The sequence below is a fragment of the Pontibacter coccineus genome (assembly GCF_030546575.1).
GTDB classification, from domain to species: domain Bacteria; phylum Bacteroidota; class Bacteroidia; order Cytophagales; family Hymenobacteraceae; genus Pontibacter; species Pontibacter coccineus.
In genome coordinates, this window is the sequence record NZ_JAUOTN010000002.1 from 575633 (window position 1) to 599952 (window position 24320).

Sequence of the window (24320 nt, forward strand, 5' to 3'; positions counted from 1 at the left end):
CCGCAAGCTGCGCATGGCGGAGATGGCTTTTTAGGAAAGTTTGCATCAGGTATAGCTTTGTGCCTGGCGCAGGTATAGCCATGTAAAAGAACAGCCGCAGTGAGGGTCATCTCGCTGCGGCTGTTGTGCATTAATACGCTGGCTTTATACCTTACTCCTCATCAGGAGCGGTTACAGCACCAGCCCGTCGCTTGTTGCCTACGTTCTCCACCTCGCGGTTTATCTCCTTGATGTCAACTGGCTGGGAAAAGTCGCCGAGCAGGTGCTTGGTGAAGTAATCGCCCATCATCCAGAAGAAGTACTCGGTCATGTCACCAAAGGCGTGGCGCTGGCCAGGCAGCATCACAAAATCGAAACGCTTGTTGGCTTTTATCAAGGCCTGCGCCATGCGGATGGTGCCCGCCGGGTGCACGTTGTTGTCCACGTCACCGGTTGCCAGCATCAGGTGCCCTTTCAGGTTGCGTGCCAGATCCGGGTTTTTCTCGATGGCGTACACAAAGGTCGTGTCTCCCTTAGGGGTTACCACTTCTTTCACACCGTGGTGCTTTTCGCTCCACCAGCGATTGTAGATGTTGTTTTCGTGGTTGCCGGCACCCGATACAGCTACTTTGAAGAAGTCAGGGTATACGAGCATGGCTGCCGTCGACATAAAGCCACCACCCGAGTGACCGGTTATACCTACACGGTTGATGTCGATGAAGCGGTGGCGGTCAGCCAGTTGCTCAATGGCAGCTTTCTTGTCAGCCAGGCCGTAATCGCGCAGGTTGCCGTAGCCATAGGTATGGTACCATTTGGAACGGGCCGGGTGGCCACCGCGGTTACCAACTGTCACTACCACAAAACCCAGCTGCGCCAGGCGGTCGATACGGTCCATGCTGCGACCGAAGGCCTTGTTCACCGCCTCGGTTTGCGGGCCAGGGTATACGTAAGTGATGATCGGGTAAGTCTTGGTAGAGTCGAAATCGAACGGCTTGTACATCACGCCATAGAGGTCGGTGATGCCGTCGTCTGCCTTCACGGTGAACGGCTCCGGGAATTTATACCCTGTCGTCATCAGGCGGCTCAGGTCAGCTTTCTCCAGGTCCATCACTTTACGGCCTTTGCTGTCATACAGCACCGAAACGGGTACGGTGTTCACGCGGGAAGCCGTATTCACAAAGTAGGTGTTGTTGTCGTTCAGGCTGATGTTGTTGTCGAAGTTGCCTTTGTTGAGGAGCGTCATGCCGCTGCCGTCGAAGTTGATGCGGTAGAGGTGCATCAGGTACGGGTCTTCTCCATTTTCGCGGCCGTTGGCGGTGAAGTAAAGCGCGCGGTTTTTCTCGTCTATACCTACCAGGTCTTCGGCATGGAAAGAACCGCTGGTGATGCGGTTTTTCAGGTTGCCCTTGCCGTCATACAGGTAGAAGTGGCCCCAGCCATCGCGCTCAGACCAGTGGATGATCTCATTGCCACCTTTCACCAGGCCGATGCGGTTGATGTCGATGTAGGTGTTGAAACGCTCCTCAATAACAGGGGTTACCTTGCCTGAAGCGATATCCAGTTCGCACACGTCGATCTTTTTCAGGTCGCGGCTCGTGCGGGTGAAGTAGAGCTTGTCTTTGGTGCCGTGCCATAGGTTCGGACGGTGCTCATCGTCACGCTGCTTTTGCAAGGCAGGCGCCGACCATAAGGAAACCTCCTGGTCCTTAAAGGCAGCCGTATTGATTCTGCGTTGCGTTTTGTTGGCGAAGTCGAAGATCAGCAGCTCTCTTTTAGGGGCTTCTTTCTCGCCTGGCATCTGGTACTTATAAGTTTCCAGTGCAGGGCGGCCCTGGGCCGTGTGATGCAGTACCCACAGGTCTTTCACTTTGCGCTCGTCCGTGCGCACCATGGCAAATTGCTTCGAGTCTGGTGACCAAAGGACAAAGGCCGGCTTGCGGTTCTTCTTGTTCTTTTCGCGCTCCACGTTCGTTTCACCACGAGAGTCGCCATAGGTATAGAATTCCACGCCGTCTTTGGTGAGTTGGTGCTCTACGATGGTGGTGTCTTTTTCATTCTTCAAAGCCTTTTCGTAGTTGGCCTTGTCCATCCAATAGAGGTTATGCTCCTTGGCGAATATCACCACCTGCTGGTCTGGGGAGATGGAGGCCCAACGTGCTTTGGACTTAGGCTTTTCGAAATCCTTTAATTCCACGACCTGGCCGGTAGACAAGTTGTAGCGGAAGTAGAAGGTCTTTTTCTCAAGCGAGTCAGCGGCTTTTTTGTCCAGGCGGTCTTTCTTCACCTGGTCGATTGAGCTCTTTATCTCAAACTGCACGCTCTTTTCGTCTTCCGTGAACTTCAGGTTCTGGATAGGCAGGTTCTGCGCATCAAATGGGTCCTGCACGACCATGGTCACGGCAGAGGCTACCTTGGCGTTGTCGAAGATCTGCTTCTTGGATTTGGTGGCCGGGTCTACGATGTACCAGTTCTTGCCGTTGCTGGTTTCGTACTCGTACCAGAAGCGGTCGGAGTTCTTGAGCCAGTGCGGATCGAGGTTGGTGGTGAAAATAAGTTTCTCCAGCTTTTTGGGCGAGAAGCGGGAAGCCAGCTGGTAGTTGCCCTTGGTCGGCGTGCCAGACTGCTGTGCCTGTACACTGATGCCCGCTATCAGCAGCATAGCGAGAAGGTAAATTTTCTTCATGAAAAGGTTGGTTTGGGTGATTAGATCAGGTGAACATGCTCTAGGCCGCTCGATAGGTATAGACTGACGAAAATTGGAATAGTTTAAATAGTGTTATTATAAAATATAGCTTCTTTCAGCAATCCTGCCAGAGGTATAAGTGGAGCCGGTATTTCGGAACAGGAATATGATCTGGAGTGGATGCAACGCGCTGCTGCAATTTAGGGTCAATAAATTAAAACATAGCGCCCTAACATGAAAAATGTATTGATTTTCGCCTTCGTTTGCCTGCTTCTTTCCTGCTCAAAAGAAAACCTGGGCACTGTCAACGCATACCTGGGGCAGGAGATCAAGCTTCAGGAAGGGCAGTCGGCTCTGTACCAAAACACTGGGTATGATGTGGCTGCCGTTGTAAAGTTGAAAGTGGAAGATGTGAGCGACAGCAGGTGCCCGAGTGATGTGGTTTGTTTCACCTATGGCAGGGTAGAGGTGACCCTGGCAGTAGGTTCAGGGAATGGAAAAGGGGAAACCATTACCATGTGCCTGGGCGATTGCGATGGTGGCAGCCGGTTTGAAGATACAGCGAAGGTGGTAGTAGGCGCCTTGCCTTACGAAATAAGGTTGCAGAGTGTAACGCCACTGCCGACTATTAAGGACAAATTCAGCCAAACCAAGGAAGTGCAGCTGGTGTTAGAGCGTTTGTAGGCTATCCGTTGTTTGAGTCTTTTTTCTATTATTGACTTCTATTGTGCAGCGGGTATGCTAAAGTAAATTGTCCTGTAGCTGTCATAGCATTAGGGCTTTTCGTGCAGGTAGAGGCTTTGCTACCGTAGGGTCTTGCGCAGCAGGGCTATGGTTTGATATTGAGTAAGTTAAAACTTTTTGGGGTGTTGTGTGGAATTGTCCTCAATATACCTTAGTTTTGCGCCTTGAAATAACTCCGTTATACAGTTAATCAATATAAAAAGTCAAATGGCGAATATTGGCAGAATTACCCAGGTTATCGGTCCGGTTGTGGACGTTAGCTTTGCGGGTGAAAACGCAAAATTACCAAACATCCTCGATGCGCTTGAGGTAATTAAAGAAAACGGCCAACGCATTGTGCTGGAAGTGCAGCAGCACCTCGGCGAAGATCGTGTACGTACCATTGCGATGGACTCCAGCGAAGGCCTTACCCGTGGTGCACAGGTAACTGACCTGGGTGGCCCGATCACGATGCCTACCGGCAACGCGATCAACGGTCGTCTGTTCAACGTAATTGGCGAAGCGATCGACGGTATTCCTCAGCCTGTTACGAACACGCGCCTGCCAATTCACCGCGCTGCACCGCGTTTCGAAGACCTGGCAACTTCATCTGAAATCCTTTATACTGGTATCAAAGTAATCGACCTGCTGGCCCCTTATGTAAAAGGTGGTAAAATTGGTCTGTTTGGTGGTGCCGGTGTGGGTAAAACGGTATTGATCATGGAGCTGGTAAACAACATTGCCAAGGCCTATTCTGGTCTGTCTGTGTTTGCCGGTGTAGGTGAGCGTACCCGCGAAGGAAATGACTTGCTTCGTGAATTCTTGGAATCTGACATCATCCGTTACGGTGCAGAGTTTAAGCACTCGATGGAAGCTGGCGGATGGGACCTGTCGAAAGTAGACATGGCTGAGCTGGAGAAATCGCAGGCGACGCTGGTGTTCGGTCAGATGAACGAGCCTCCTGGGGCGCGTGCACGTGTGGCCCTCTCTGGTCTTACAATCGCGGAGAACTTCCGTGACGGTGACGGTACTGGTGCTGGTCGTGACATCCTGTTCTTTATTGACAACATCTTCCGCTTTACACAGGCGGGTTCTGAGGTGTCGGCCCTTTTGGGTCGTATGCCATCGGCGGTAGGTTACCAGCCAACGCTGGCAACTGAGATGGGTGCCATGCAAGAGCGTATCACGTCAACGAAGCGTGGTTCCATTACATCTGTACAGGCCGTTTACGTACCTGCGGATGACTTGACTGACCCGGCTCCAGCGACAACGTTCGCTCACTTGGACGCTACAACAGTACTTTCCCGTAAGATTGCCGAGTTGGGTATCTACCCTGCGGTGGATCCACTGGACTCTACTTCACGCATCCTTTCTGCCGACGTTCTGGGCGAAGACCATTATGGTACAGCACAGCGCGTAAAAGAGATTCTGCAGCGTTACAAAGAACTTCAGGATATTATCGCCATCCTTGGTATGGACGAACTTTCTGAAGAAGATAAGCAGGTGGTACACAGAGCGCGCCGTGTGCAGCGTTTCCTGTCTCAGCCTTTCCACGTAGCAGAGCAGTTCACTGGTCTTAGAGGTGTTCTTGTTGACATCAAAGATACCATCCGTGGCTTCAACGAGATCATGGACGGTAAGTACGATCACCTGCCTGAGGCAGCCTTCAACCTGGTTGGTACCATTGAAGACGCTGTAGCGAAAGGTGAGAAGTTGATGGCCGAAGCAGCAAAATAGGTTTTATAGTTAAAAGTTAAGAGTTAAGAGTTAAAAGCTGGTTTTGCCACTGTAACTCATAACTCTTAACTCTAAACTCTTAACTAATAAGAATGTATTTAGAGATAATCACACCTGATAAGAAGGTTTTTGCCGGTGAGGTAGAGTCAGCTCAGTTCCCGGGCTCAAACGGTTCGTTTGAAGTCCTGAACTTGCACGCTCCCCTTATCAGCACCATGGAAAGTGGCAGAATCCGTATCACTACCAGGCAAGGACAGGAGTTCTTTACCGTGGATGGTGGTGTGGTAGAAGTGCTGAACAATAAGATCATCGTACTGGCTGAGTCCGTTACGGAATAGTACAGCATTAGCTAAAGCATAAAATAAATCCCCTTCTGCTTGATAAGAGCGGAAGGGGATTTTTCATTTGGGCTGCCACTTTCTCAATATTTGTTCGAGTTCCACTTGGGTGATAAGTGAGGCAATTCCTTCAGGGTGCGGTTGGGCCTCAGAGGAATTAATGAGGCATTAGATTGGGCGTGATCACAATTCATGGAGTTGGTTCGGGAGCCGCATCATGAATCCCAACCCTAGGCTTATTCATTAAACTTGACTTCCAGCCGCTATAACCAGGATGATAACGGCCATTTTTCGTGCTCTTCGCCAGCGTGTCATTTGCCGAATAAAGAGTCCGCTACTGATTAGTAACCTTTCCGCTTCAATTGGCAGTGATTTCTCTATCCTTATCGATCCTTTTCCCATCCCACTCATGATCGCTTGCCGGTACCTGATGATTGTGTTGCCCTGTTCAGTCTTCCAATAAGCTTCTTGTTCCCAAAAGCTGGTAGAAATGGTGAATTTTTCTCCTGACAAGAGGGCGAGTGTCTTTTGCCCAAATAATCCGCTATGGATCTCACCAATTGCCACCCCGTCCTTAGTTATTAAAACATCCCTGTCCCAAAAGCTCCTCTGGGCAAAACTTAGCTTTGTTTCCTCGTCGGTGTACAATGCTTTAAAATTCCAGGAACTATCAATAGTCAAATACCCGATAATCTGCTGTTCCATAGCGAATATGAAATCCTTTGCAATCCAGCCAGTATGCCGCCAGTTCAATGTCTTCATTTTTGATCCAGTTTCATTCATTTTTCAATCTTGGCTACGGAGCTAATCCAATTTGCTGTAACGGTGCAGGTATAGCAGCAGGTAGAGGTTTTTGCATAAATGGCCGATGGATACACAACGGTTTGTTTAGGCACTTGAGCCTGGTAGAAACACGTTAGTGCTCACGGCGGCTATACCTTGTTAGCGGTTCGTTCTTATTCTCTTAAAGCTTTTTACTTGAGTGCCTTAAAAGCATTTGAAACTGCCTGGTGCATGATGGTAGCATGGTCTTCTTGTGGCAAGTAGTCGAATACTACACGTACAGTTTTGCTTTTTGTGGCGTTGATTTTGTCTGCCAACAAGTTGGCATCTACTTCCATAACTCGTGGGATAGCAGTTGGTGTAAGTCCTTCTTTGCCAACACCTATGTAAATATCTGTCTGTTGTTGAAAAGCGGCGTTCAGTATTTCTGAACCTTTATTCAACAAAGAGCCATTGTCCCACCATAAGCTTGGACTTACGATGATGTACTTATTGAAAAGAGTTGGGCTTTTTAATAAAATTTCTGTTGCTAATAAACCGCCTAAAGACTGTCCTATAATGGTTTTAGAGCGTGTCGTCTTAAACTTTTTGTCAATGAAGGGTTGTAGTTCTGTTGCTAAAAAGGCGGTAAATTTATCTGAATGTCCTGTTGTAGGATACCGTTTCTGGTCTGATTCAATAGTGGTAGGAAAAGTAAAGTCTCTTCTTCTGTCCACTGTAGCAATGCCAACTACAATTGATTTAGGTAATTGATTTACCCATTCGAAACTGTAGTATTGCACAAGCCCAACGATATGAATAAAATCTTCGTCAGCCGACCCGTCAAGCAAATAAATAACCGGATATTTTACGCTATCGTTTGGGGTGTAACCGTCTGGGAGGTAAATATTCAGAGTCCTTTTTTCGCCTAATACTTTTGACTGAAGTTCATGAATTTCTCCAAGTACAAAGGGTCTGCTGCTTTCTTTCTGTTTAGCTTTCTGGCCGTAGGATGATAAGGCGTAAAATGTAAAAATTATTATTGTCAGTAGCTTTCTCACTTTACTTGTCTGTTTGATGTTGTTTTTACAATAACTGCTAATGGTTAGTGTAAACGGTGGGCTTATTACCGTTTGTATATCGTTGTGTGCTCGCTGTTTTTTGCTTTAAGTATTATCCAGATCAGGATGGAGGACGCAAGGGTAAGTCCTGCAAATAATTTTTCAAAATTTGTATTTGCGAACAGGTTTCCAATTGTATTTAATCCAAAAAGAAAGAGAAATACCCAGAGAATTGTATTCACGATTCTTAATGAAAATATCTGTTTTAAGTAGTTTCCTTTAATTAGCAGAGTTACGATTAAGATGCTATTAATTAGTATAGACAATGATTCGAAAACATACATTTCAGTATCATTCTTTAGTCGCCCTCCCCAAGTGATTTCATAAGGAATAATCTTTAAAATAATACAGAAATGAAAGATCGTTACAGCGGTAAATAGCCCTAACATTATCTTGATGGCAATTGATGAATTCATATCCCTCTATTTTTCATTTCAATGATACACAACGTTTAGTGCATAAAGTGAGTGAGGTGTAACCAAAGCTTGATTTATGTGCCGTGTTGGGTAAAGGCATTTTTAGTTTTCGTGCTCACCCCAAGGCTCAAGAAATACCAACTTCTTATTATTTCCCAACACATAAGGGTAGTAATAAGTCAGCTTCCCTTCAACATCTTCATGTTTGATTGATACAAGTATAGCGTTCGTTGCAGAGTTATATTTTTCATTTTTGACTCGCACATCATAGGCTATACAGTATGCTCTAACTTCCTTCTTACTAAGAGCTTCTTCAAAGACAGAAGTAAGACCATTTATTATCTTTTGACTATCAGGGTATTCTTCTTCATCAAAAAAGCTCACTGGAGTCAATTCTCCTGATGTGACAATTTTAGAACTGAATGGGTAATATTCACCAGAGTCTAGCAGCAAAGTTTCTGCAAATTCAACAGAGTAGCTTATTAACTTTTCAATATCACTTTTGACTTCTGGACTCATCTTTTCTATACTTTTGATTTGCCCAACTTACAGAAAAGCGTGAACATGCGCCTATTGATACTATAGCTAGATTTGCGCCTCCTACTTCTTCCCACTGCCTGCAGGTATAGCAGAGCTTTGAGGTACAGTCTGCACTTTGGTGAAATCCAGGTCGTGGAAGTCGTAGCTGAAGTCGGTGAGCGGGGAGACAGCCTTCATGCTTATACCTGAGAGATTGCCCTGCTGATTCGGCACGTACTCTACAAAGGCATCGGCCTCAAAACTGCGGTCGCTCCACTTCACCACGAAGGTGTTGTCTTTGTAATAGAGCATTTCGCCCTGCAGCCTGGGCGATCGCAGCGACTTGAAGTAGAGTTTGTTCTTTTGCCTGTAAATCTCAACAAGACCAAACCACTTGTCTTCGAAAGTACCTTCATACTTGTCAAAAGCTACTTTCGATTTTTTTTCTTTCAGCACCTTGTTCACATCGCCCCAGATCTTGTCGGTATAAGCGGTGGCCTCTGCCACATATTCATCCTCTTCCTGTTTTAGCTCCGCGACCCAGTCATGCGCTTCCATACCCAAGTAGGCCTGCTTGATGGTGTTGGTGATGGAGCGGAAAGCCTGACCGTTCTGCTGGTTGGTAAGCACGATGATGCCCAGGTTGAGCTCTGGCAGCATGGTTACCTGACTGACCATGCCTGGAAGCCCGCCTGTGTGGCTCACTTCTTTGTGGCCTTTCACATCGCTCAGGAACCAGCCAAGCCCGTAGGACCGGAAATGTGTGTTGAAGGGGCTTTTGCCGTTGTAAGGTATAATGGTTTGGGGCGTCCACTGCTCGCGGATGACTTTTTGGGTGAGCAGGCGCTGCTTCAGATCATCGCCATACCTGCCCTCGTGCATCAGCATGATTAGCCACTTGCTTAGGTCGTGCACGCTGGTGTAAATCCCTCCGGCGGCGGCACCGAATGGCAGGTTGTAGCGGTCAATCACTTTTAATTTGCCCTCGACCACGGCATGGGCCTCAATGGTGTTGGTTAAGTCCCGGAGTCTTTCATAACTGGCGGCGCTGCGCGTCATGCCCAGTGGTTGCAAAATGCGTTTTTCTGTAAAATCTGACCAGCTGGTGCCTGTCACGCGGGCCACTACCTCACCGGCCACAATGTACAGCAGGTTATCGTAATCGTACTTCGACCTGAAAGCGGACACCGGCTTCAGGTATTGTATGTTACGAATCAGGTCGTTTACAGTAAAGTCGTTGCCGTCAGGAAACATCATGAGGTCACCGGCTCCCAAGCCCAGTCCACTGCGGTGGGTCAGCAGGTCCCGAATCGTGAATTCCTGCGTTACGTAGTCGTTGTAGAGGCGGAACTCCGGTATGTACTTCACAACCTTATCGTCCCACTTGAGTTTGCCTTCCTCCACCAGCAAACCCAACGAGGCCGCCGTGAAGGCCTTGGTGTTGGAGGCCACGCCGAACAAAGTATGCTCCGTGGTTTTCTCCCCCGTTTTGATCGAGTTGACGCCATAGCCTTTCATGTGCACCACTTTTCCGTCTTTCACCACTGCAACGGCTATACCTGGCACCTGAAAGGCCGTCATGGCCCGTTCCACCACCTGGTCGATTTCCTGCGGGCTGATGGACTGCGCGTGAAGCGGAAGAATGGAGCTCAGCCAAAGCAGTGTGAGTGCGAGCAGCAGGGGAGTAGACTTTTTCATAAATATCAGGTATAGGCTAAGGTTTTATAACCGGCATAGGAAACGCCATTGTGGTGTCAGGTTTCAGGGCCAGGATGGAGAACTGAATGGTCGAGTCAGGCTTTAGGACAGGCATGGTGGACCGTGGCTCGCTAGCTTCTGCTGGAGCATCGCTTTTTGTTGAAGACTTCGGGAAGAGGCTATACCTGCTGCCAGGTTTTCCAAGTGGGTTTAACTTGCTGTTGGAGGAGTCTTGCTCCAGATAGCGCAACTCTAATTTCTTATGAAGCGGTTTTAACCGTAGCTGCGGATGATCCACATCTTGTGCTTGTGCCGATAGGGATATAAGCACTAATCCAGCGATGGTGGATATTGTTTTCATTGCGTTGTGCGGTTAAGTGGGATTGTTCTCAAAAATAGCTTATCGCTCCTCCTGGGTCTGGGCTGTTATTACCTCAAAATTGTTGCAACCCTGGAGCTTAATGTATAGCCTTAACAAGCTAAGCCTCACTAAATATAGCAAAATCTACATTCAGTTTATAAAACAAACCACACTTTTTAGGAGATATTGCAGGAGGCAGGAAAGTGTAGCTACAGAATTTCCATCTCCACATCTCCACCCACCGGAAACCCAACGCAAGTTAATGTCATGCCGTTTTCGATATCCCGCTCGGTGAGCACCTCGTTATAGGACATCCATACCTTGCCCTTTAGTACCCGGGCCAGGCAACTGCCGCACTTACCGGTTTCGCAGCTGTAGGGCATGGCGATGCCAGCCTGCCTGGCACTCTGGAGGATGTTGTTGGGATATCGCGAAACGATCTGGTGCGTGCTTCCGCCAATATGCAATGTCACGTTGTGGGCTGCCGTGTCGGGTGGTATGACTTTGGCCGGCTTGCGGATGTCGGTGTTGAAGATCTCCTTGCGGATGTTACTCTCCGGTATACCGAACTGCCGCAGCGCAAACGACATCAGGCGCATGTAGTTATCAGGACCGCAGATGTAAAAAAGCAGCTCGTCGTGCGGCACTTTAGCAAGGGAACTGATAAAGCGCTGCAGCAGGTCTTTGTGAAGTCGCGCCCGGCTCAGGTCCGGGGAGTTGCTGTACAGAAACTCGGTGTGCAGCCTCTCAGGGAATTGAGTTGAAAGCTGCTGGAGGGGTTTCAGGAACATGGCCCTCTCTGGGTAACTGTTGCTGTAGAAGAGCACTGCCGATAAGTCCGGACGGGCGTGGAGCAGCGTTTTGAGCAGCGAGTAAATGGGCGTAATGCCACTGCCGGCTGCCAGAAAGAAGATTTGCTTATAGTCCTTACCTTTTTCGGGCAAAGTAAACAAACCAGCCGCTCCGGTCGTCATCAGTTTGTCGCCGACGCGGGCATTGTCGATCAGCATGCGGGAGAAGAGGCCGTTTTCAATGCGCTTCACACCAATCGTGAGCGGCTCCTGCAAGGCGGGGGAGGAAGTGATGGAGTAGGAGCGGCGGACTTCCCCCTGCGCGCTGTGGTGCACTAAAGTCAGGTATTGGCCGGCTTTGTACGGAAGTGGCTGGCCGTCCTCAGGCTCCAGCGCAAAGGTCTTCACGCCGGGAATTTCCTCCTGAATGTGGCGAATGATCAGGCTGCGGTAGTATCTGTTGTCGTCAGGTATAGGATGTGTCATGTTCTGTGTTACGTGTAAAGGTTGCGCCTGCTAAGGGCAGTTTGCCAGTATGAGCCCCCATTTTCCAGCAACGGCTATTTTGTCCCCCTGCTTAATTTCCTTTGCGCTCAGTAGGTCTTTGAAACATCTTCCCGTTAATTCCGGCAAAGTAACTTCTGCTTCCTGAGGGCTGTTGTTGATCACCACGATGATATTTTCGCCTTTATAACTCCTCTCAAATACCAGCAGACTCCTCTCATCGTCGGCAAGCAATGTTTTGTAGGTGCCTGACTGCAGCGCGGGGTGCTCCTTCCTTATATGGATAAGCTTTTTATAATGTTCAAATAAAGGCTGGTTGATCTCCACTTTGTCAGGGGCATGGGTAGAGCCATCTGCATTGAAAACCTCATCATCGTATTGAATATCCGACCAGACCATGGGCTTTCTGGAGTCCGGATCATTACCGCCCCACATACCCACCTCATCTCCATAGTAGACCATAGGGGCGCCTACATAGGTCATCTGCATGATCACAAAAAGTTTTTGAAGTTGGATGTCTTCTAGCTGCGGCTTGCGTGTAGAGTAATTGGGGTTGTTTAGCGCAACGGACGTGTTGAAATACTTGCCCCAGTCTCTGAAGTTCCCGATACCCCGATTGACAATGTGCGAGCCTATTCTGTTAGAATCGTGGCTTCCGAACAGGTTCTGTGACACATAGGCTACCCCAAGTGGGTACAGTTCCCGCAGCGCCTTCAACTTGCTGTCAAATTCGGTGGACGAAATGCGCATGGTGTCGGGATTGAAAAAGAATTCAGCCGAGGCAAAGGCGAAGTTGTAGTTCATCTCCCCATCGAATTCATCTCCCTGCATGTAGGGTTTCACCTTATCCGGCGTGTCAACGATTTCGGCAGTCATATATGCTTCAGGATTGATAGAGCGGACATGCTTGCGCCATTTCTTCCAGAAAGGATGTCCAACGCAAAAGGCCACATCGAGCCTCCAGCCGTCGATGCCGTTTTCTATACCTTCGCCTTTGGGGTTCATCCAGCGTTCCGTGGCGTTAAAGATGTACTCCCGGGGCCCTTCCACAATACCGGTGCTGTCTTCCTGCAGCTCAGGAAGTGATTTCACCCCAAACCAGCCTTCGTAGTCGAAGGTGGTTCCTTTTTGAGGATCGTTCCAGGATTTGATGATAAACCAATCCTTATAGGGTGAAGCCCGCTGGTTTTTTAAGACATCCTGAAAAGCAAAGCTGTTATAGCCCAGGTGGTTGAACACTCCGTCAAATATGATACGCATGTCTCGCTTATGAGCCTCTTTGATCAGTTTTAGAGCCAATTCATCAGCGCTCGTCCATACCCAGGTAGTCGGATCCAGCGGATTTTCGGTTGCGATCAGCTTTCTGTCCCCTTCAGGGTCCGGACCGAAATTCGGGTCAATGTGATGGTAGCTTTCACCGTCGTATTTGTGCAGGGAGGGCGCTTGAAAAACCGGGTTTAAGTAGATGGCCGTGATGCCCAGGTCATGGAGGTAGTCCAGCTTATCGATTATACCCTGCAGGTCACCGCCGTAGCGCCGCCGTAGCAGGTGCTTCCACATTTCGTGCTCGCCATTCTGCTTCTCATATGCCTGCAACTGGTACCAATCGCTTCCCCAGGGGTGCACGTGCCACGCTTTTGGCGGTTCCTGCGGGTCTGCTCCCAGGATATCGGCAACGGTCGGGTTGTTGCTCTTGTCCCCATCCCGGAAGCGCTCCGGGAAAATTTGATACCAGACTACTGTTTTCGCCCACTGCGGTACAAATTCAGCTTTTTCTTCTGTTGCCGGAACAACAGGCGTCTGCGCAGATTTTTGGGCTGCTTGCCTGCAAGCCGGGCTTACGATTAAAAGAAGGAGGGCCAGTAGTAGGAGTTTGATTTCCCCTGAAAATTGTGATTTCATGAAGATGAAGTTTGGAATAGGCTCCCCTCGTTGAAAAGAAGCTTATACCTGTTGTAAACTGTTTGGTGACGGCACTGCATGTATTTGGCCTTTCTGACAGAGGCTCGTGCTATACCTTCACAATATATAGAAATTTACTTCTTAACTTAAAGGCCGGTTTTATTTATACCTGACCATGGCACAGATCCATCCGAAAACCACTCCCATATACCAGACCTCGGTGTTCACCTTTGAAGACCTGAACGACCTGGAGCTCTACTTTGAGCAACCGGACCAAAAGTACATGTACACCCGCTATGGCAATCCCAACTCTGATGAGTTGGCCGAAGAGGTGAACAAACTGGAGGGCGGTGCCGGTGCAGTGGCCACTTCGTCGGGGATGTCGGCTATTTTGACGGCGGTGCTCACGTATTGCCAGTCCGGCGACCACGTGCTTTGCGCTGAGGAAATCTACGGTGGCTCAGCTGCCTTGCTCTCGCAGGAACTGACCCGCATGGGGATAGCGGTGAGCTACGTGCCAAGCGACAATCTCTATACCCTGGAGGAGTTTGTGCAGCCTAACACCAAACTGCTGCTGGCCGAGACCATGAGCAATCCGCTGCTGCAGGTGGTGGACCTGAAGCGCCTGGCAGAAGAGACGAAGCGCACGGGTATAAAGCTTGTGGTGGACAACACCTTCGCCTCGCCGGTCATTACCAAGCCACTGGCATTAGGCGCTGACCTGGTCATCCACAGCGTGACCAAATACCTGTCGGGGCATAGCGATGTGACGGCGGGTGTAGTAGTGGCTGGAACCCCGGAAGACAGCAGCCGGAGCAAGCAGATCATGCGTACCTACGGCCTCAACCTAAGCCCCTTTGAGAGTTGGCTGGCGGCCCGCGGACTTAAAACCCTGAAGCTGCGGATGCGCCAGCACTGCACCAACGCGCAGGCGATAGCTGAAATGTTGGAACAGCACCCGCACGTAAAGCAGGTATGGTATCCGGGTTTAGCCCAGCATCCGCAGCACCAGTTGGCCAAAGAGCAGGGGCAAGGCATGTTTGGCGGTATGCTGTCTTTCAAACTGAAAGACGATGCGCCGGAAACGGTAAACACCTTTATGCAAGCCCTGCAGCAAATCCCCTTTGCCCCTTCGCTGGCGGGCGTGAGCACTTCCATTTCACACCCGCTCCGCACCTCGCACCGCAGCCTTAGCCCAGCGCAGCAACAGAAACTCGGCATCACACTGGGGCTGATCCGTTTGTCGGTAGGTATAGAGGAAACCGAAGAACTACTGGCTGATCTGAAGCAGGCGCTGGATAGGATTTAGTGATTGAGTGATTTAGTGAATGAGTGAGTTAGAAAGATTTTGAGGAGGTATACCTGAACCTGGAGTTACAGGTATAGACACAGTGTAAAACCACCTCACATTATAAACACCATACCTATGCTGGATTTTCCGAATGCAAAGATAAACCTGGGATTGCTGGTGACGGAGAAGCGTCCGGACGGATTTCATAACTTGGAGTCTTGCTTTTACCCGGTGCGTTGGTGCGATGCCCTGGAGATCGTAACAGCTGATACGGAAGCCTTTACCATGAGCGGGCTGCCCGTTCCCGGCAACGCGGATTCGAACCTGTGTCTGAAGGCTTATCGCTTGCTGCAGCAGGACTTTCAGTTGCCTCCGCTGCACATGCACCTGCACAAGGCCATCCCGATGGGAGCGGGTCTGGGAGGCGGCTCGGCGGACGCAGCTTTTGCCCTGAAGCAACTCAACAGCCTGTTCGAGCTCAACCAGAGCGAAGACCAGCTCGAGGCTTATGCCCGTCAACTCGGCAGCGACTGCGCTTTCTTTATCCGGAACAAACCGGTGATCGCAGTGGAAAAGGGTGATGTGTTCAAGCCGGTGGAATTGGACCTAAGCGGCTATACCTGTGTGATCGTATATCCGGGCATCCATATCACCACGGCCGAGGCCTATGGCAACATCGTGCCTAAAAAGCCCAGCTGCGGCATTGAGATGTACCTGAAGCAGGATGTGCAGGTATGGAAAGAGGTACTTCACAATGACTTTGAGGAGGCGCTATTCCCGCGCTATCCGGAGCTGGTAGGTATAAAAGAGCAGCTCTACAGTGCAGGTGCCGACTACGCCTCCATGACCGGTTCAGGGTCGGCCATGTACGGTCTTTTCAAAACAGAACCTGAAAACTTAGTCTTTCCCGGCCACTACCTGCTCTGGAAGGGGCTGCTTTAACTTTTTGCGACGCTCGCTGTAAGTGTCCAGCACCGGGTGGATGAACACACTGACCAGGATGATGGTGGCCCCGATGTAGAAGTTGGAGGTCATCTGCTCATTCTCGTTGAAGATGAGCCAGGCCAGCAGGATGCCGTAGATCGGCTCCATGTTCACAGTCAGGTTCATGGTATAGGCCGATATTTTCTGCATCAGCCTGACAGAAGCGGTATAGGCGTACACCGTACACACCAGTGCCAACACCAGCAGGTATACCCAGTCCATGCCGTTCATGGCAAAGCTCAGCGTACCCGTCTCCGTAAACAGTTCGGCATAGATTGGGAAGAACAACGCCGTGCCGATGCAGGCGCCTGCCATTTCGTAAGCGGTGATGGTAGTGGAAGGATGCTTCTTGGCCAGACGGGCGTTGATGATGGTAAAGATCGCGCCCAGCAGCGCAGCACCCACTGCCATACCGATGCCCAGCATGTTGTCAAATTCCGTCTCAGCCTGGAAAATAATGTAGAGGCCTACCAGTATGATGACACCCAGCAGGATTTCGTGGAATTTTAGTTTTTTGCTGGTGAAGGCGGGTTCCAGCAGGGCCGTCCACAAACTGCAGGTGGCCATACCTACCAGGCACAGCGAAACCGACGAGATGCGGGCCGAGGCAAAAAACAGGATCCAGTGCGCCGAGATCATCAACCCTACACCCATGATGATGGACGTATTGGTGCGCCCCAGCCAGAACTTCGTCTTACGCCGGTAAATGATAACACCCAGCGCCAGTGCCGCAATGAGCGTGCGAAGGAATACCAGCTCTACTGCCGGAATCGTGATCAATTTGCCCAATATGGCGGTGAAGCCCCATAACAATATAATGAAATGGAGTTCGATAAAATCCTTGAGACGCGGCATTAGCGGGGAATATAACGGTAAAGCAGGAATCCTATACCTGTGAAAATAATACTCGGCACCCAGGCCGCATACATCGGGTCGAGGTCACCGACCTGCGCCAGGCTGCGACTCGTGATCACGAAGATAATGAAGACAAAGGCCAGGAAGAAGCCCAGCGCAATCTGCATACCTACGCCGCCTCGTGCCTTGCGGGCACTCACGATCACCCCAATCACGGTAAGGATGATGATGGCAAAGGGGTAGCTGTAGCGTTCGTATTTCTCGATCAGGTAGGTTTCGATATCGTCGGCACCACGGCTTATTTTCTCGTCGATAAAGCGGTTGAGCTCCGGCAGCGTCATGGTCTGCTCCAGTTTGTAAGTACTCTCGAAGTCTTTGGGCAGCATGTTGAGTGTTGTGTCCAGTGCTCCGCCGTGGTAGATGCTCTCATTCTCACCGTCGAAGGTGCGCAGGGTATAGCGGTCTACACTCCATTTTTGCCTCTCCGGATTCCACTGCACACTGCTGGCCGATAGTCTCTTGCTCAGATTAGTGCCCTTTATCTCCTCAATGGCGAAGTTGTAGCCTACGTGCGCCGTGTTGTTGTAGCTCTCCATGTACACGTAAGTGTCAGGCGCTATTTTGAGGTGGATGTTGCGACTGTCGTAGGTAAACGGGCTTTTTACATACTTCACCTGAAAGGCCACACTCTCTTTGTTTGAGTTCGGAATCACCCAGCCGATCAAAGCAAAAATCAGGGCTCCGATAATGGTAGCCCCGATCAGGTAAGGCACCAGGAAACGCCTGAAGCTCACGCCGCCACTCAAAATGGCCACAATCTCGGTGTGTGAGGCCATTTTGGAGGTTACAAACACCGTCGCGATGAACACCGTGATCGGGCTCAGCATATTCGCATAGAACGGGATCAGGTGGATGTAGTAATCGAAGATGATCTCAGAAATGGGCACACTGTGCTTGATGAAGTCGTCGTTCTTCTCCGTGAAGTCAATCACCAGAATCACCGAGACCATGATCAGCACCGTGAACACATACGTGGTCAGGAACTTCTTCAGGATGTATTTGTCAATTAGCTTCAAGCTGCGCTATTTAAGTTTAGGAATTTAGGAGTTTGGGGGTTTAGGAATAAGAAAGATAGTTGTGTTTTATGTAATGTAAAACTTACAACTCTCTAAATCTTAAACTCCTCAACTCTCAAATTACAATCGTGTCATCAGTTTCTTCACCATCACGTCCTTCCAATCGCGGAAAGTGCCGGCTATGATGTGCTGGCGGGCCTGCTTGACCAGCCAGAGGTAGAAGGTCAGGTTGTGCACGCTGGCGATCTGCCCGGCCAGGTACTCGCCGCTGTGTACCAGGTGGCGAAGATAAGCCTTGCTGTAGAACGTGCTCACATAGCCACCTAGTTCCGCATCGATCGGACTGTGGTCGGTGGCCCACTTCAGGTTGCGGATGTTGATGATGCCCTGTGTCGTAAACAGCATGCCGTTGCGGGCGTTGCGGGTCGGCAGCACGCAGTCAAACATATCCACTCCGAGGGCGATGTTCTCCAAAATATTGGCCGGCGTACCCACGCCCATCAGGTAGCGCGGCTTGTCGGCTGGCAGGATGTCGCATACCACTTCGGTCATCTCATACATCATCTCGGCCGGTTCGCCCACTGACAGTCCACCGATGGCGTTGCCCTCGCGCCCAAAGCTGGCAATGGTCTCGGCCGACTGCACGCGCAGGTCTTTGTAAGTACTGCCCTGCACGATCGGGAAGAGCGTCTGGTCGTAGCCGTACTTCGGTTCTGTAGAGTCGAAACGGTCGACGCAGCGCTGCAGCCAGCGGTGGGTGCGCTCCATCGAGTTCTTGGCGTAGGTATAGTCGCAGGGGTAGGGGGTGCACTCGTCAAAGGCCATGATGATGTCGGCCCCGATGGTGCGCTGAGTGTCCATCACGTTCTCCGGCGTGAAATCGAGCGCAGAGCCGTCGATGTGGGACTTGAACTTCACGCCTTCTTCCTTGATCTTGCGCGTTCCGGCCAGCGAGAACACCTGGTAGCCGCCGCTGTCAGTCAGGATCGGGCGGTCCCATCCGTTGAATTTGTGCAAGCCACCGGCCTGCTCGAGTATATTCAGGCCCGGGCGCAGGTATAGGTGGTAGGTGTTGCCCAATATGATCTCGGCCTTGATGTCGTCTTTGAGCTCGCGCTGGTGCACGGCCTTCACGGTTCCTGCCGTACCTACGGGCATGAAGATCGGGGTTTCGATGGCGCCGTGCGCCGTCTCTACCACCCCGGCACGGGCCTTCGACTGTGTATCTTTTGCTACTAATGAAAACTGCATGGTCTGTGATTGTCAGCGCACTATGCTACAAGAAGCAAGCCAACTGCTTGAGCAGCCCGAGGGCCACCGGTTTTTGCTAAATGGTTATCGAAATAATCCGCAAAGATACATCGCGCGGACCCACAAAACATAAACAATTATTAAATCATGAAGATGTTCGTAAATGGCTTAATTATACCTATTTTTGGTAGTTACTTGTGCCGTGCCGGATTAGGAATTCAGAATCGGGGATGATGCTGAGGCCAGCAATTTCCTTTGCCAGGCAGATGGGCCTTTTCTGCCAGTTAATTCGGAGGAATTGTTTATGTGCTGCGGCTCCGTGCTATTTTGAAAACTCCGGTGAGCGACAAGATAACTATCCAACTATCAACAGTTAGCAAGATTTGATTCCACTTATACTCCTGGCGGTGCTGGCTATTTGCGTGCTGGTGCAGCTATACTATGCTTTGCTTTACTTCCTGCCGCTGAGCAGGTATACCGATCCGGAGCCGGACACCCATCGGCCTGTGTCGGTGATCGTGGCGGCTCACAATGAGCAGGACAATCTATTTGAGTTGCTCCCAATGCTGCTTGACCAGGAGTACCCCGAGTTTGAGATCATACTGGTGAATGACCGCTCGGACGATGACACCGAGTTTTACGTGTATGAGCTCGAGCGCCAGTTCCCGAACTTCCGGGTGGTGACGATCAAAAAGACACCGGAGTACCTCAATCCGAAGAAATATGCACTGGCCTTAGGTATACGTGCAGCCCGTTACGAACACATGCTGTTCACAGACGCTGACTGCCGCCCATGCAGCGAACGCTGGATCGAAAAAATGCAAAGTGGCTATCATGCTGGTGCTGATTTGGTTATCGGTTACTCCCCTTATAAAAAACTGGGTGGTTTTTTAAATCATCTGATCCGGTATGAAACCTTACTGACCGCAATTCAGTATCTGTCTCATGCAAACAAAGGACACGCTTACATGGGCGTCGGCCGAAACTTATCGTATACTAAGTCATGTTTCTTTAGAAACAAGGGGTTTGCATCTCATATCAAGACTACTGGCGGCGACGATGACCTATTTGTCAGAGATGCCGTCAACAATAGTAAAGCAAGCATTGTTATCAGCAAGGAAGGGCAAACAGTCAGCATTCCCAAAAAGACGTTTCGGGAATGGCTGATACAAAAAAGAAGGCACATGGCCGCCGGCAGGCAGTACAATGCGGCAGACAGAGGGAGGATAGGGACTTTTATTTCATCCAATATTCTTTTTTACACGCTAGTAATTATTCTTCTTGTTCTAAATAGCCATTTGACTATATTGGCCGCGCTCGTCGGAATTCGCTACCTGGTGGTGTTTCCGATTTATTTAAGTGTGGCGCGCAGATTAGACGAAGGTATTTCTTTGCCGTTGTTGCCGCTGCTCGATATTGCCTATTTTTTTAGTTACCTGCTCCTTGGGGTATCCGTAGTATTGAACAAACGAATCAGATGGAAGTAAACAAACAATTCTCCGCAAAAGCGAAGCACGATTTCAAGCTGATACAGGCGGCCGTTGAGGAAAACGACGAGAAAGCTTATGCTGAGTTGATGAGCATTTATAAGAAGCCGGTATACCATGTGGTACTCAAAATGGTGCGCAACGCCGACGACGCGGAGGACCTGACCATAGAGGCTTTTGCCAAGGCTTTCCGCAACCTGCATAAGTTCAACCCCGAGTACGCTTTCAGTACCTGGCTGTTCCGTATCGCCACCAACAACTGCATCGACTTTATCCGTAAGAACCGCATCAAGACGATGAGCATCGACTCAGCCATTAAGATAGACAACGGCGACGAGATCACGATCGACTTCAAAGACAAGAACCTGAACCCGCAGGAAGAGGCCATAAAGAACCAGAAAATCGAGATCATGCAGTACGTGGTAGCCAAGCTGCCAGAGAAGTACCAGCGCCTCGTAACACTGCGCTACTTCAACGAACTGTCCTACGAAGAGATTGCCACTGAGCTAAACGCACCGCTTGGCACCGTGAAAGCCCAGCTGCACCGCGCCCGTGAGCTGCTCTATGACATGGTGAAGAACAAGAAGCACTTGATTTAATTGTTAAATTGTTGATGGTTAAATAGTTGTTCACAGATATGAATCGTTCTGCGAAGCAGCCATTTAACAATTCAACCATTTAACCAACTAAAAATATTGATTACGTTTTTAGAGCCCCTGTTGCCTTGTGCGGCGGGGGCTCTATTTTTAGGCTGTTTTCCGGACTTATTTCATACTTTTGCATTGCCTGAAGCTACAGCAGGGCACTAAAAGTAGAACCGCTATACCTTGCCATAACAGACGATGCGAAACCTGAGCGAAGCCATTTTGGTACGAATGGGCAAGCTGCATTTATACCTGCGCCACAAAGGGACTGAAGAAGCCCAACAGGAGCTGCACCGCAAGTACGAGGGCCAGTACCGTAACGCCGGGCTGGTGCTCCTGTTCGACCTCTTTATGGCCCTTGCCGTAGTGGTGGTGGTAGCTGTGCTGGCAGGTATACTATACCTTGTTTTGAGTTAGGAAGGTAAAAAGGTAGAAAAGTTAAAGTGGCTGTAATTAGTTTCTTCAACTCTCTAACCCTTCAACTCTCTAACTTCTAAACTTTCTAAATTTCTAACTTCCATACTTTCTAACTTAGACCATGTCCATCTCTATCCGCATACTTTTGTCAGGTTATTTTCCGGAGCTCACCGAGGACCAGCTCGATAAATATGAGCGCATGGCCGAGCTGTACCGGGAGTGGAATGAGAAGATCAATGTGATCTCGCGCAAGGACATGGAGCATATTGGGGAGCACCACATCCTGCACTCGCTAGGTATAGCCAAAGTGATCCGGTTCCCGGCGCAGGCCCATGTGCTGGACGTAGGTACGGGTGGCGGATTGCCTGGCCTGCCGCTGGCTGTTATGTTTCCGGAGGTGAAGTTCCACCTGGTGGACTCGATCGGGAAGAAGATACACGTAGTGCAGGAAATTGCCCGCGAACTGCACTTACAGAACGTAACCGCCACTCATGCCCGCGCTGAGCAGGTACGCGAAAAGTTTGACTTTGTGGTGAGCCGCGCCGTAACCCGTCTGGCTAATTTCTACCCTTGGGTGATGAATAGTTTTAAGAGAGAAGCTATACCTGACAAAGGCATCTACTACCTCAAAGGCGGCGACCTCGAAGAAGAAATAGCCGAATCAGGCCTGATCACAAAGGTATACGACCTGAAGGACTACTTCACAGAGGAGTTTTTTGAGACGAAGAAGGTGGTGGTCGTGCCGATGCCGTAACTAAAAAATTGAGAGAGGTAAAGGACTTTAGCAGACTGGATTACCTGCAAAACGGCAATGAGCGCCAGCAGGAGGCATACCGTGTGCTAACCGGGCATAAGATATTGGAAAAACTGGTGCTGTATCACCCGCTACTCGCTGGCACCATCCCGCTTGAAATAGACATAGCACAGAGCGATCTCGATATTGTTTGCTGCTGGACAGTTAAAGACTCCTTCATAGAGTCTGTCTCGCAGCACTTTTCCACCTATCCCTTCTTTACCCTTAAAGAGAAAATTGTAGGTAATCATACTACTGTGATCGCTGGATTTACTGTAGAGGGCTTTGCTGTAGAACTCTTCGGGCAGGCAGTTCCTTCCCACAGGCAGGCGGCTTACAGGCACATGCTTATAGAGCACAAGCTCTTGTTGAAGCATGGGGAGATATTTAAAGAACAGGTGGTGCAGCTTAAGCTACAAGGGTATAAAACCGAACCTGCCTTTGCCCAATTGCTCGGACTGAAAGGAGACCCATACGAGGCGCTGCTGCTCCTGGAACAAGATCTGTTTGGTTCTTAAAAGCTGAATCAACTACTCTCCCTCCAACAAGAACTGCACGGCCCTCGCCTCTGAGTAGTACACGTTGTTTCGGAAGTCTTCAGCAAAGCCAACGTGGCCGCCTCCTTCGGGTGTCTCCAGGTATAGGTATGGGTTCTCGTCCGCCTCCTCAAATGGGAAGCAGGATGCGGTTAAGAACGGATCGTTTTGGGCGTTGACTAATAGCGTTGGCACCTGTATGCGCTTCAGAAATTGCTTGCTGCTGGAGCGTTTGTAGTAATCTTCCGCATTTTCGAAGCCGTGCAAAGGGGCTGTATACTTGTCGTCAAACTCCGGGAAGGACCAGAACAGACTGTAGTTGCTCAGGTCCAGGGCATCCGGGTACATCTCTTTTTTCTGCTCCAGTTTCTGACCGAGCGTTCTTAAGAAACGCTGGGTGTAAACCCTGGAGATGCGCTTCGCCGAACTCTTCAAATCGATGGGCACTGAAAAAACGGAGGCACGTTTCACTTCAGCTGGTACCTGTTCCGGATTCTCCCCCAAGTATTTCAAACTGATGTTACCGCCGGCACTAAACCCGATCAGGTATACGGTTTCATAGTTCCCGCTGTCCAGGGCATGACGCACCACAAAGTCGAGGTCGTCGGAAGCGCCCAGGTGGTAGGAGCGGAGGAGTTTGTTTGGCTCGCCGCTGCAGCTGCGGTAGTTCCAGGCCAGCGCGTCTGTGCCATTTTCGTTCAATGCCTTCACCATCCCCATGATATAGGGCCGGTGCGAGTCGCCCTCCAGACCGTGCGAAAGTACAGCCAGCGATCGGGATTTAACACGCGACCAGTCGGCATCTATAAAATCATCGTCGGGGGTGGTCAGCCGTTCGCGGTGGTAGCTCACGCCCTCTACCTGCCTGAATAAACTAGGTACAATCGTTTGGATATGCCCGTTGAAGAGGTAAAAAGGTGGCTTGTGCTGAGACGTTAAGATCGGCATCAGGTATAGGGGTATTTTGTAATTAATACGAAAAAGTCAAAATTACAGCCTTTCTATATTTGGTGCTACATCAGTGGCCCGCTTTTGACGTACGCTCTTATATATAACCAACAAAATAGAAGACAATGAAGTTTATTGAACATATCAAAACATGTATTCTGGTCTGCCTGCTAGCAGTTTCTATAACGGCCTGTAGCTCCGAAACACGGCATAGTGCCAATAACGAGGTAGCCGAATTTTCGACCTGGGTAGAAGAGAACAGCATGCGCGCCGAAACAGCCACTGAGGAAGAATGGAATGAGATGGAGGCAGAATACAACCGGAAAGCCACCGAAGTAGAGAAGCGCAGCGCCGACTGGGACGAACAGACCAAAGCGGAGTGGGAAAAAGTGCAGGCCCAGTGGCAGGAAACAGTTGGCCGGACCGGAGCCCGGTTCAGGGCCGCTGAAGGAGAACCGGAGTTCGATACAGGACAGGAAAACAGCGAGCAATAAGCCTTAGGAC

Annotated in this window: 23 protein-coding genes; 11 read left to right on the plus strand and 12 right to left on the minus strand. The window is 50.0% G+C overall.

The genetic code is table 11. The features are described 5' to 3' along the window. Nucleotides 1-151 precede the first annotated feature (151 nt). Entirely contained in the window at nt 152-2662 is a 2511-nt protein-coding gene (locus Q4E40_RS06530; protein ID WP_303410845.1) for a S9 family peptidase, read from the minus strand. Between the two features lie 234 nt (nt 2663-2896). Between Q4E40_RS06530 and Q4E40_RS06535 the strand changes: the two genes are divergently transcribed. From Q4E40_RS06535 to atpC, 3 genes are all read left to right on the plus strand, one after another. After that, entirely contained in the window at nt 2897-3346 is a 450-nt protein-coding gene (locus tag Q4E40_RS06535) for a hypothetical protein (protein WP_303410846.1), read from the plus strand. 267 nt (nt 3347-3613) lie between these two features. Continuing rightward, the gene (gene atpD, locus Q4E40_RS06540; protein WP_303410847.1) at nt 3614-5122 is read left to right on the plus strand and encodes a F0F1 ATP synthase subunit beta; all 1509 of its coding nucleotides are present in this window, start codon (nt 3614-3616) and stop codon (nt 5120-5122) included. Between the two features lie 92 nt (nt 5123-5214). Then, nucleotides 5215-5460, plus strand: a complete 246-nt coding sequence (atpC, locus tag Q4E40_RS06545) for an ATP synthase F1 subunit epsilon (protein ID WP_303410849.1) — start codon at nt 5215-5217, stop codon at nt 5458-5460. Between the two features lie 243 nt (nt 5461-5703). Here the strand turns inward: atpC and Q4E40_RS06550 are convergent, their stop codons facing one another. The 7 genes from Q4E40_RS06550 to Q4E40_RS06580 form a co-directional block, all read right to left on the minus strand. Continuing rightward, nucleotides 5704-6222, minus strand: coding sequence for a hypothetical protein (locus Q4E40_RS06550; RefSeq protein WP_303410851.1), 519 nt, complete (start codon nt 6220-6222; stop codon nt 5704-5706). Between the two features lie 212 nt (nt 6223-6434). Beyond that, a complete protein-coding gene (locus tag Q4E40_RS06555) occupies nt 6435-7283 on the minus strand; it encodes an alpha/beta hydrolase (protein WP_303410852.1) in 849 nt (282 codons plus the stop codon). A gap of 578 nt (nt 7284-7861) precedes the next feature. Beyond that, the gene (locus Q4E40_RS06560) at nt 7862-8278 is read right to left on the minus strand and encodes a hypothetical protein (RefSeq protein WP_303410854.1); all 417 of its coding nucleotides are present in this window, start codon (nt 8276-8278) and stop codon (nt 7862-7864) included. 81 nt (nt 8279-8359) lie between these two features. Continuing rightward, the gene (locus Q4E40_RS06565) at nt 8360-9976 is read right to left on the minus strand and encodes a serine hydrolase (protein WP_303410856.1); all 1617 of its coding nucleotides are present in this window, start codon (nt 9974-9976) and stop codon (nt 8360-8362) included. A gap of 16 nt (nt 9977-9992) precedes the next feature. Then, nucleotides 9993-10337 carry a hypothetical protein gene (locus tag Q4E40_RS06570; RefSeq protein WP_303410858.1) on the minus strand — a complete coding sequence of 115 codons (345 nt, stop codon included), beginning with the start codon at nt 10335-10337 and terminating at the stop codon, nt 9993-9995. Nucleotides 10338-10546: 209 nt separating this feature from the next. Continuing rightward, nucleotides 10547-11614, minus strand: coding sequence for a ferredoxin--NADP reductase (locus Q4E40_RS06575; RefSeq protein WP_303410860.1), 1068 nt, complete (start codon nt 11612-11614; stop codon nt 10547-10549). A 30-nt stretch (nt 11615-11644) separates the two neighbouring features. Beyond that, complete coding sequence (locus tag Q4E40_RS06580) at nt 11645-13534, minus strand: glycoside hydrolase family 13 protein (RefSeq protein ID WP_303410862.1); 1890 nt, start codon at nt 13532-13534, stop codon at nt 11645-11647. Between the two features lie 175 nt (nt 13535-13709). On the opposite strand from Q4E40_RS06580, the gene Q4E40_RS06585 reads away from it, so the two are divergent. After that, on the plus strand, nt 13710-14843 hold the full coding sequence (locus Q4E40_RS06585) for a trans-sulfuration enzyme family protein (RefSeq protein WP_303410863.1): 1134 nt from the start codon (nt 13710-13712) through the stop codon (nt 14841-14843). Between the two features lie 117 nt (nt 14844-14960). Further along, entirely contained in the window at nt 14961-15767 is an 807-nt protein-coding gene (ispE, locus tag Q4E40_RS06590; protein WP_303410865.1) for a 4-(cytidine 5'-diphospho)-2-C-methyl-D-erythritol kinase, read from the plus strand. On the opposite strand, the gene Q4E40_RS06595 is transcribed toward ispE, so the two are convergent. The 3 genes from Q4E40_RS06595 to tgt form a co-directional block, all read right to left on the minus strand. After that, complete coding sequence (locus Q4E40_RS06595; protein ID WP_303410867.1) at nt 15723-16664, minus strand: DMT family transporter; 942 nt, start codon at nt 16662-16664, stop codon at nt 15723-15725. The genes ispE and Q4E40_RS06595 overlap by 45 nt on opposite strands. Further along, nucleotides 16664-17740 (minus strand): LptF/LptG family permease, encoded by a 1077-nt coding sequence (locus Q4E40_RS06600; protein ID WP_303410868.1) that lies wholly within the window; start codon nt 17738-17740, stop codon nt 16664-16666. Before Q4E40_RS06600 ends, Q4E40_RS06595 begins: the two co-directional genes overlap by 1 nt. Before the next feature lie 120 nt (nt 17741-17860). Further along, nucleotides 17861-18991 carry a tRNA guanosine(34) transglycosylase Tgt gene (tgt, locus tag Q4E40_RS06605; protein ID WP_303410869.1) on the minus strand — a complete coding sequence of 377 codons (1131 nt, stop codon included), beginning with the start codon at nt 18989-18991 and terminating at the stop codon, nt 17861-17863. 383 nt (nt 18992-19374) lie between these two features. On the opposite strand from tgt, the gene Q4E40_RS06610 reads away from it, so the two are divergent. From Q4E40_RS06610 to Q4E40_RS06630, 5 genes are all read left to right on the plus strand, one after another. Next, entirely contained in the window at nt 19375-20478 is a 1104-nt protein-coding gene (locus tag Q4E40_RS06610; protein ID WP_303410871.1) for a glycosyltransferase, read from the plus strand. Then, a complete protein-coding gene (locus tag Q4E40_RS06615; RefSeq protein WP_007659731.1) occupies nt 20469-21077 on the plus strand; it encodes an RNA polymerase sigma factor in 609 nt (202 codons plus the stop codon). The genes Q4E40_RS06610 and Q4E40_RS06615 overlap by 10 nt, the downstream gene beginning before the upstream one ends. Nucleotides 21078-21320: 243 nt before the next feature. After that, nucleotides 21321-21539 carry a hypothetical protein gene (locus Q4E40_RS06620; protein ID WP_303410875.1) on the plus strand — a complete coding sequence of 73 codons (219 nt, stop codon included), beginning with the start codon at nt 21321-21323 and terminating at the stop codon, nt 21537-21539. Nucleotides 21540-21660: 121 nt separating this feature from the next. After that, nucleotides 21661-22293, plus strand: coding sequence for a 16S rRNA (guanine(527)-N(7))-methyltransferase RsmG (gene rsmG, locus Q4E40_RS06625; protein WP_303410877.1), 633 nt, complete (start codon nt 21661-21663; stop codon nt 22291-22293). Between the two features lie 8 nt (nt 22294-22301). Further along, nucleotides 22302-22850, plus strand: a complete 549-nt coding sequence (locus Q4E40_RS06630) for a DUF4269 domain-containing protein (protein ID WP_303410878.1) — start codon at nt 22302-22304, stop codon at nt 22848-22850. 12 nt (nt 22851-22862) lie between these two features. Here the strand turns inward: Q4E40_RS06630 and Q4E40_RS06635 are convergent, their stop codons facing one another. Continuing rightward, complete coding sequence (locus Q4E40_RS06635; protein ID WP_303410879.1) at nt 22863-23816, minus strand: YheT family hydrolase; 954 nt, start codon at nt 23814-23816, stop codon at nt 22863-22865. Between the two features lie 125 nt (nt 23817-23941). On the opposite strand from Q4E40_RS06635, the gene Q4E40_RS06640 reads away from it, so the two are divergent. Next, nucleotides 23942-24310: a hypothetical protein gene (locus Q4E40_RS06640; protein ID WP_303410881.1), complete on the plus strand. Its 369-nt coding sequence runs from the start codon at nt 23942-23944 to the stop codon at nt 24308-24310. Nucleotides 24311-24320: the final 10 nt, after the last annotated feature.

Coding starts and splice junctions, on each gene's coding strand:
- Q4E40_RS06530 (WP_303410845.1), bottom strand. CDS start 2,662: ATGAAGAAAATTTACCTTCTCGCTATGCTGCTGATAGCGGGCATCAGT.
- Q4E40_RS06535 (WP_303410846.1), top strand. CDS start 2,897: ATGAAAAATGTATTGATTTTCGCCTTCGTTTGCCTGCTTCTTTCCTGC.
- atpD (WP_303410847.1), top strand. CDS start 3,614: ATGGCGAATATTGGCAGAATTACCCAGGTTATCGGTCCGGTTGTGGAC.
- atpC (WP_303410849.1), top strand. CDS start 5,215: ATGTATTTAGAGATAATCACACCTGATAAGAAGGTTTTTGCCGGTGAG.
- Q4E40_RS06550 (WP_303410851.1), bottom strand. CDS start 6,222: ATGAAGACATTGAACTGGCGGCATACTGGCTGGATTGCAAAGGATTTC.
- Q4E40_RS06560 (WP_303410854.1), bottom strand. CDS start 8,278: ATGAGTCCAGAAGTCAAAAGTGATATTGAAAAGTTAATAAGCTACTCT.
- Q4E40_RS06565 (WP_303410856.1), bottom strand. CDS start 9,976: ATGAAAAAGTCTACTCCCCTGCTGCTCGCACTCACACTGCTTTGGCTG.
- Q4E40_RS06570 (WP_303410858.1), bottom strand. CDS start 10,337: ATGAAAACAATATCCACCATCGCTGGATTAGTGCTTATATCCCTATCG.
- Q4E40_RS06575 (WP_303410860.1), bottom strand. CDS start 11,614: ATGACACATCCTATACCTGACGACAACAGATACTACCGCAGCCTGATC.
- Q4E40_RS06580 (WP_303410862.1), bottom strand. CDS start 13,534: ATGAAATCACAATTTTCAGGGGAAATCAAACTCCTACTACTGGCCCTC.
- Q4E40_RS06585 (WP_303410863.1), top strand. CDS start 13,710: ATGGCACAGATCCATCCGAAAACCACTCCCATATACCAGACCTCGGTG.
- ispE (WP_303410865.1), top strand. CDS start 14,961: ATGCTGGATTTTCCGAATGCAAAGATAAACCTGGGATTGCTGGTGACG.
- Q4E40_RS06595 (WP_303410867.1), bottom strand. CDS start 16,664: ATGCCGCGTCTCAAGGATTTTATCGAACTCCATTTCATTATATTGTTA.
- tgt (WP_303410869.1), bottom strand. CDS start 18,991: ATGCAGTTTTCATTAGTAGCAAAAGATACACAGTCGAAGGCCCGTGCC.
- Q4E40_RS06615 (WP_007659731.1), top strand. CDS start 20,469: ATGGAAGTAAACAAACAATTCTCCGCAAAAGCGAAGCACGATTTCAAG.
- Q4E40_RS06620 (WP_303410875.1), top strand. CDS start 21,321: ATGCGAAACCTGAGCGAAGCCATTTTGGTACGAATGGGCAAGCTGCAT.
- rsmG (WP_303410877.1), top strand. CDS start 21,661: ATGTCCATCTCTATCCGCATACTTTTGTCAGGTTATTTTCCGGAGCTC.
- Q4E40_RS06635 (WP_303410879.1), bottom strand. CDS start 23,816: ATGCCGATCTTAACGTCTCAGCACAAGCCACCTTTTTACCTCTTCAAC.
- Q4E40_RS06640 (WP_303410881.1), top strand. CDS start 23,942: ATGAAGTTTATTGAACATATCAAAACATGTATTCTGGTCTGCCTGCTA.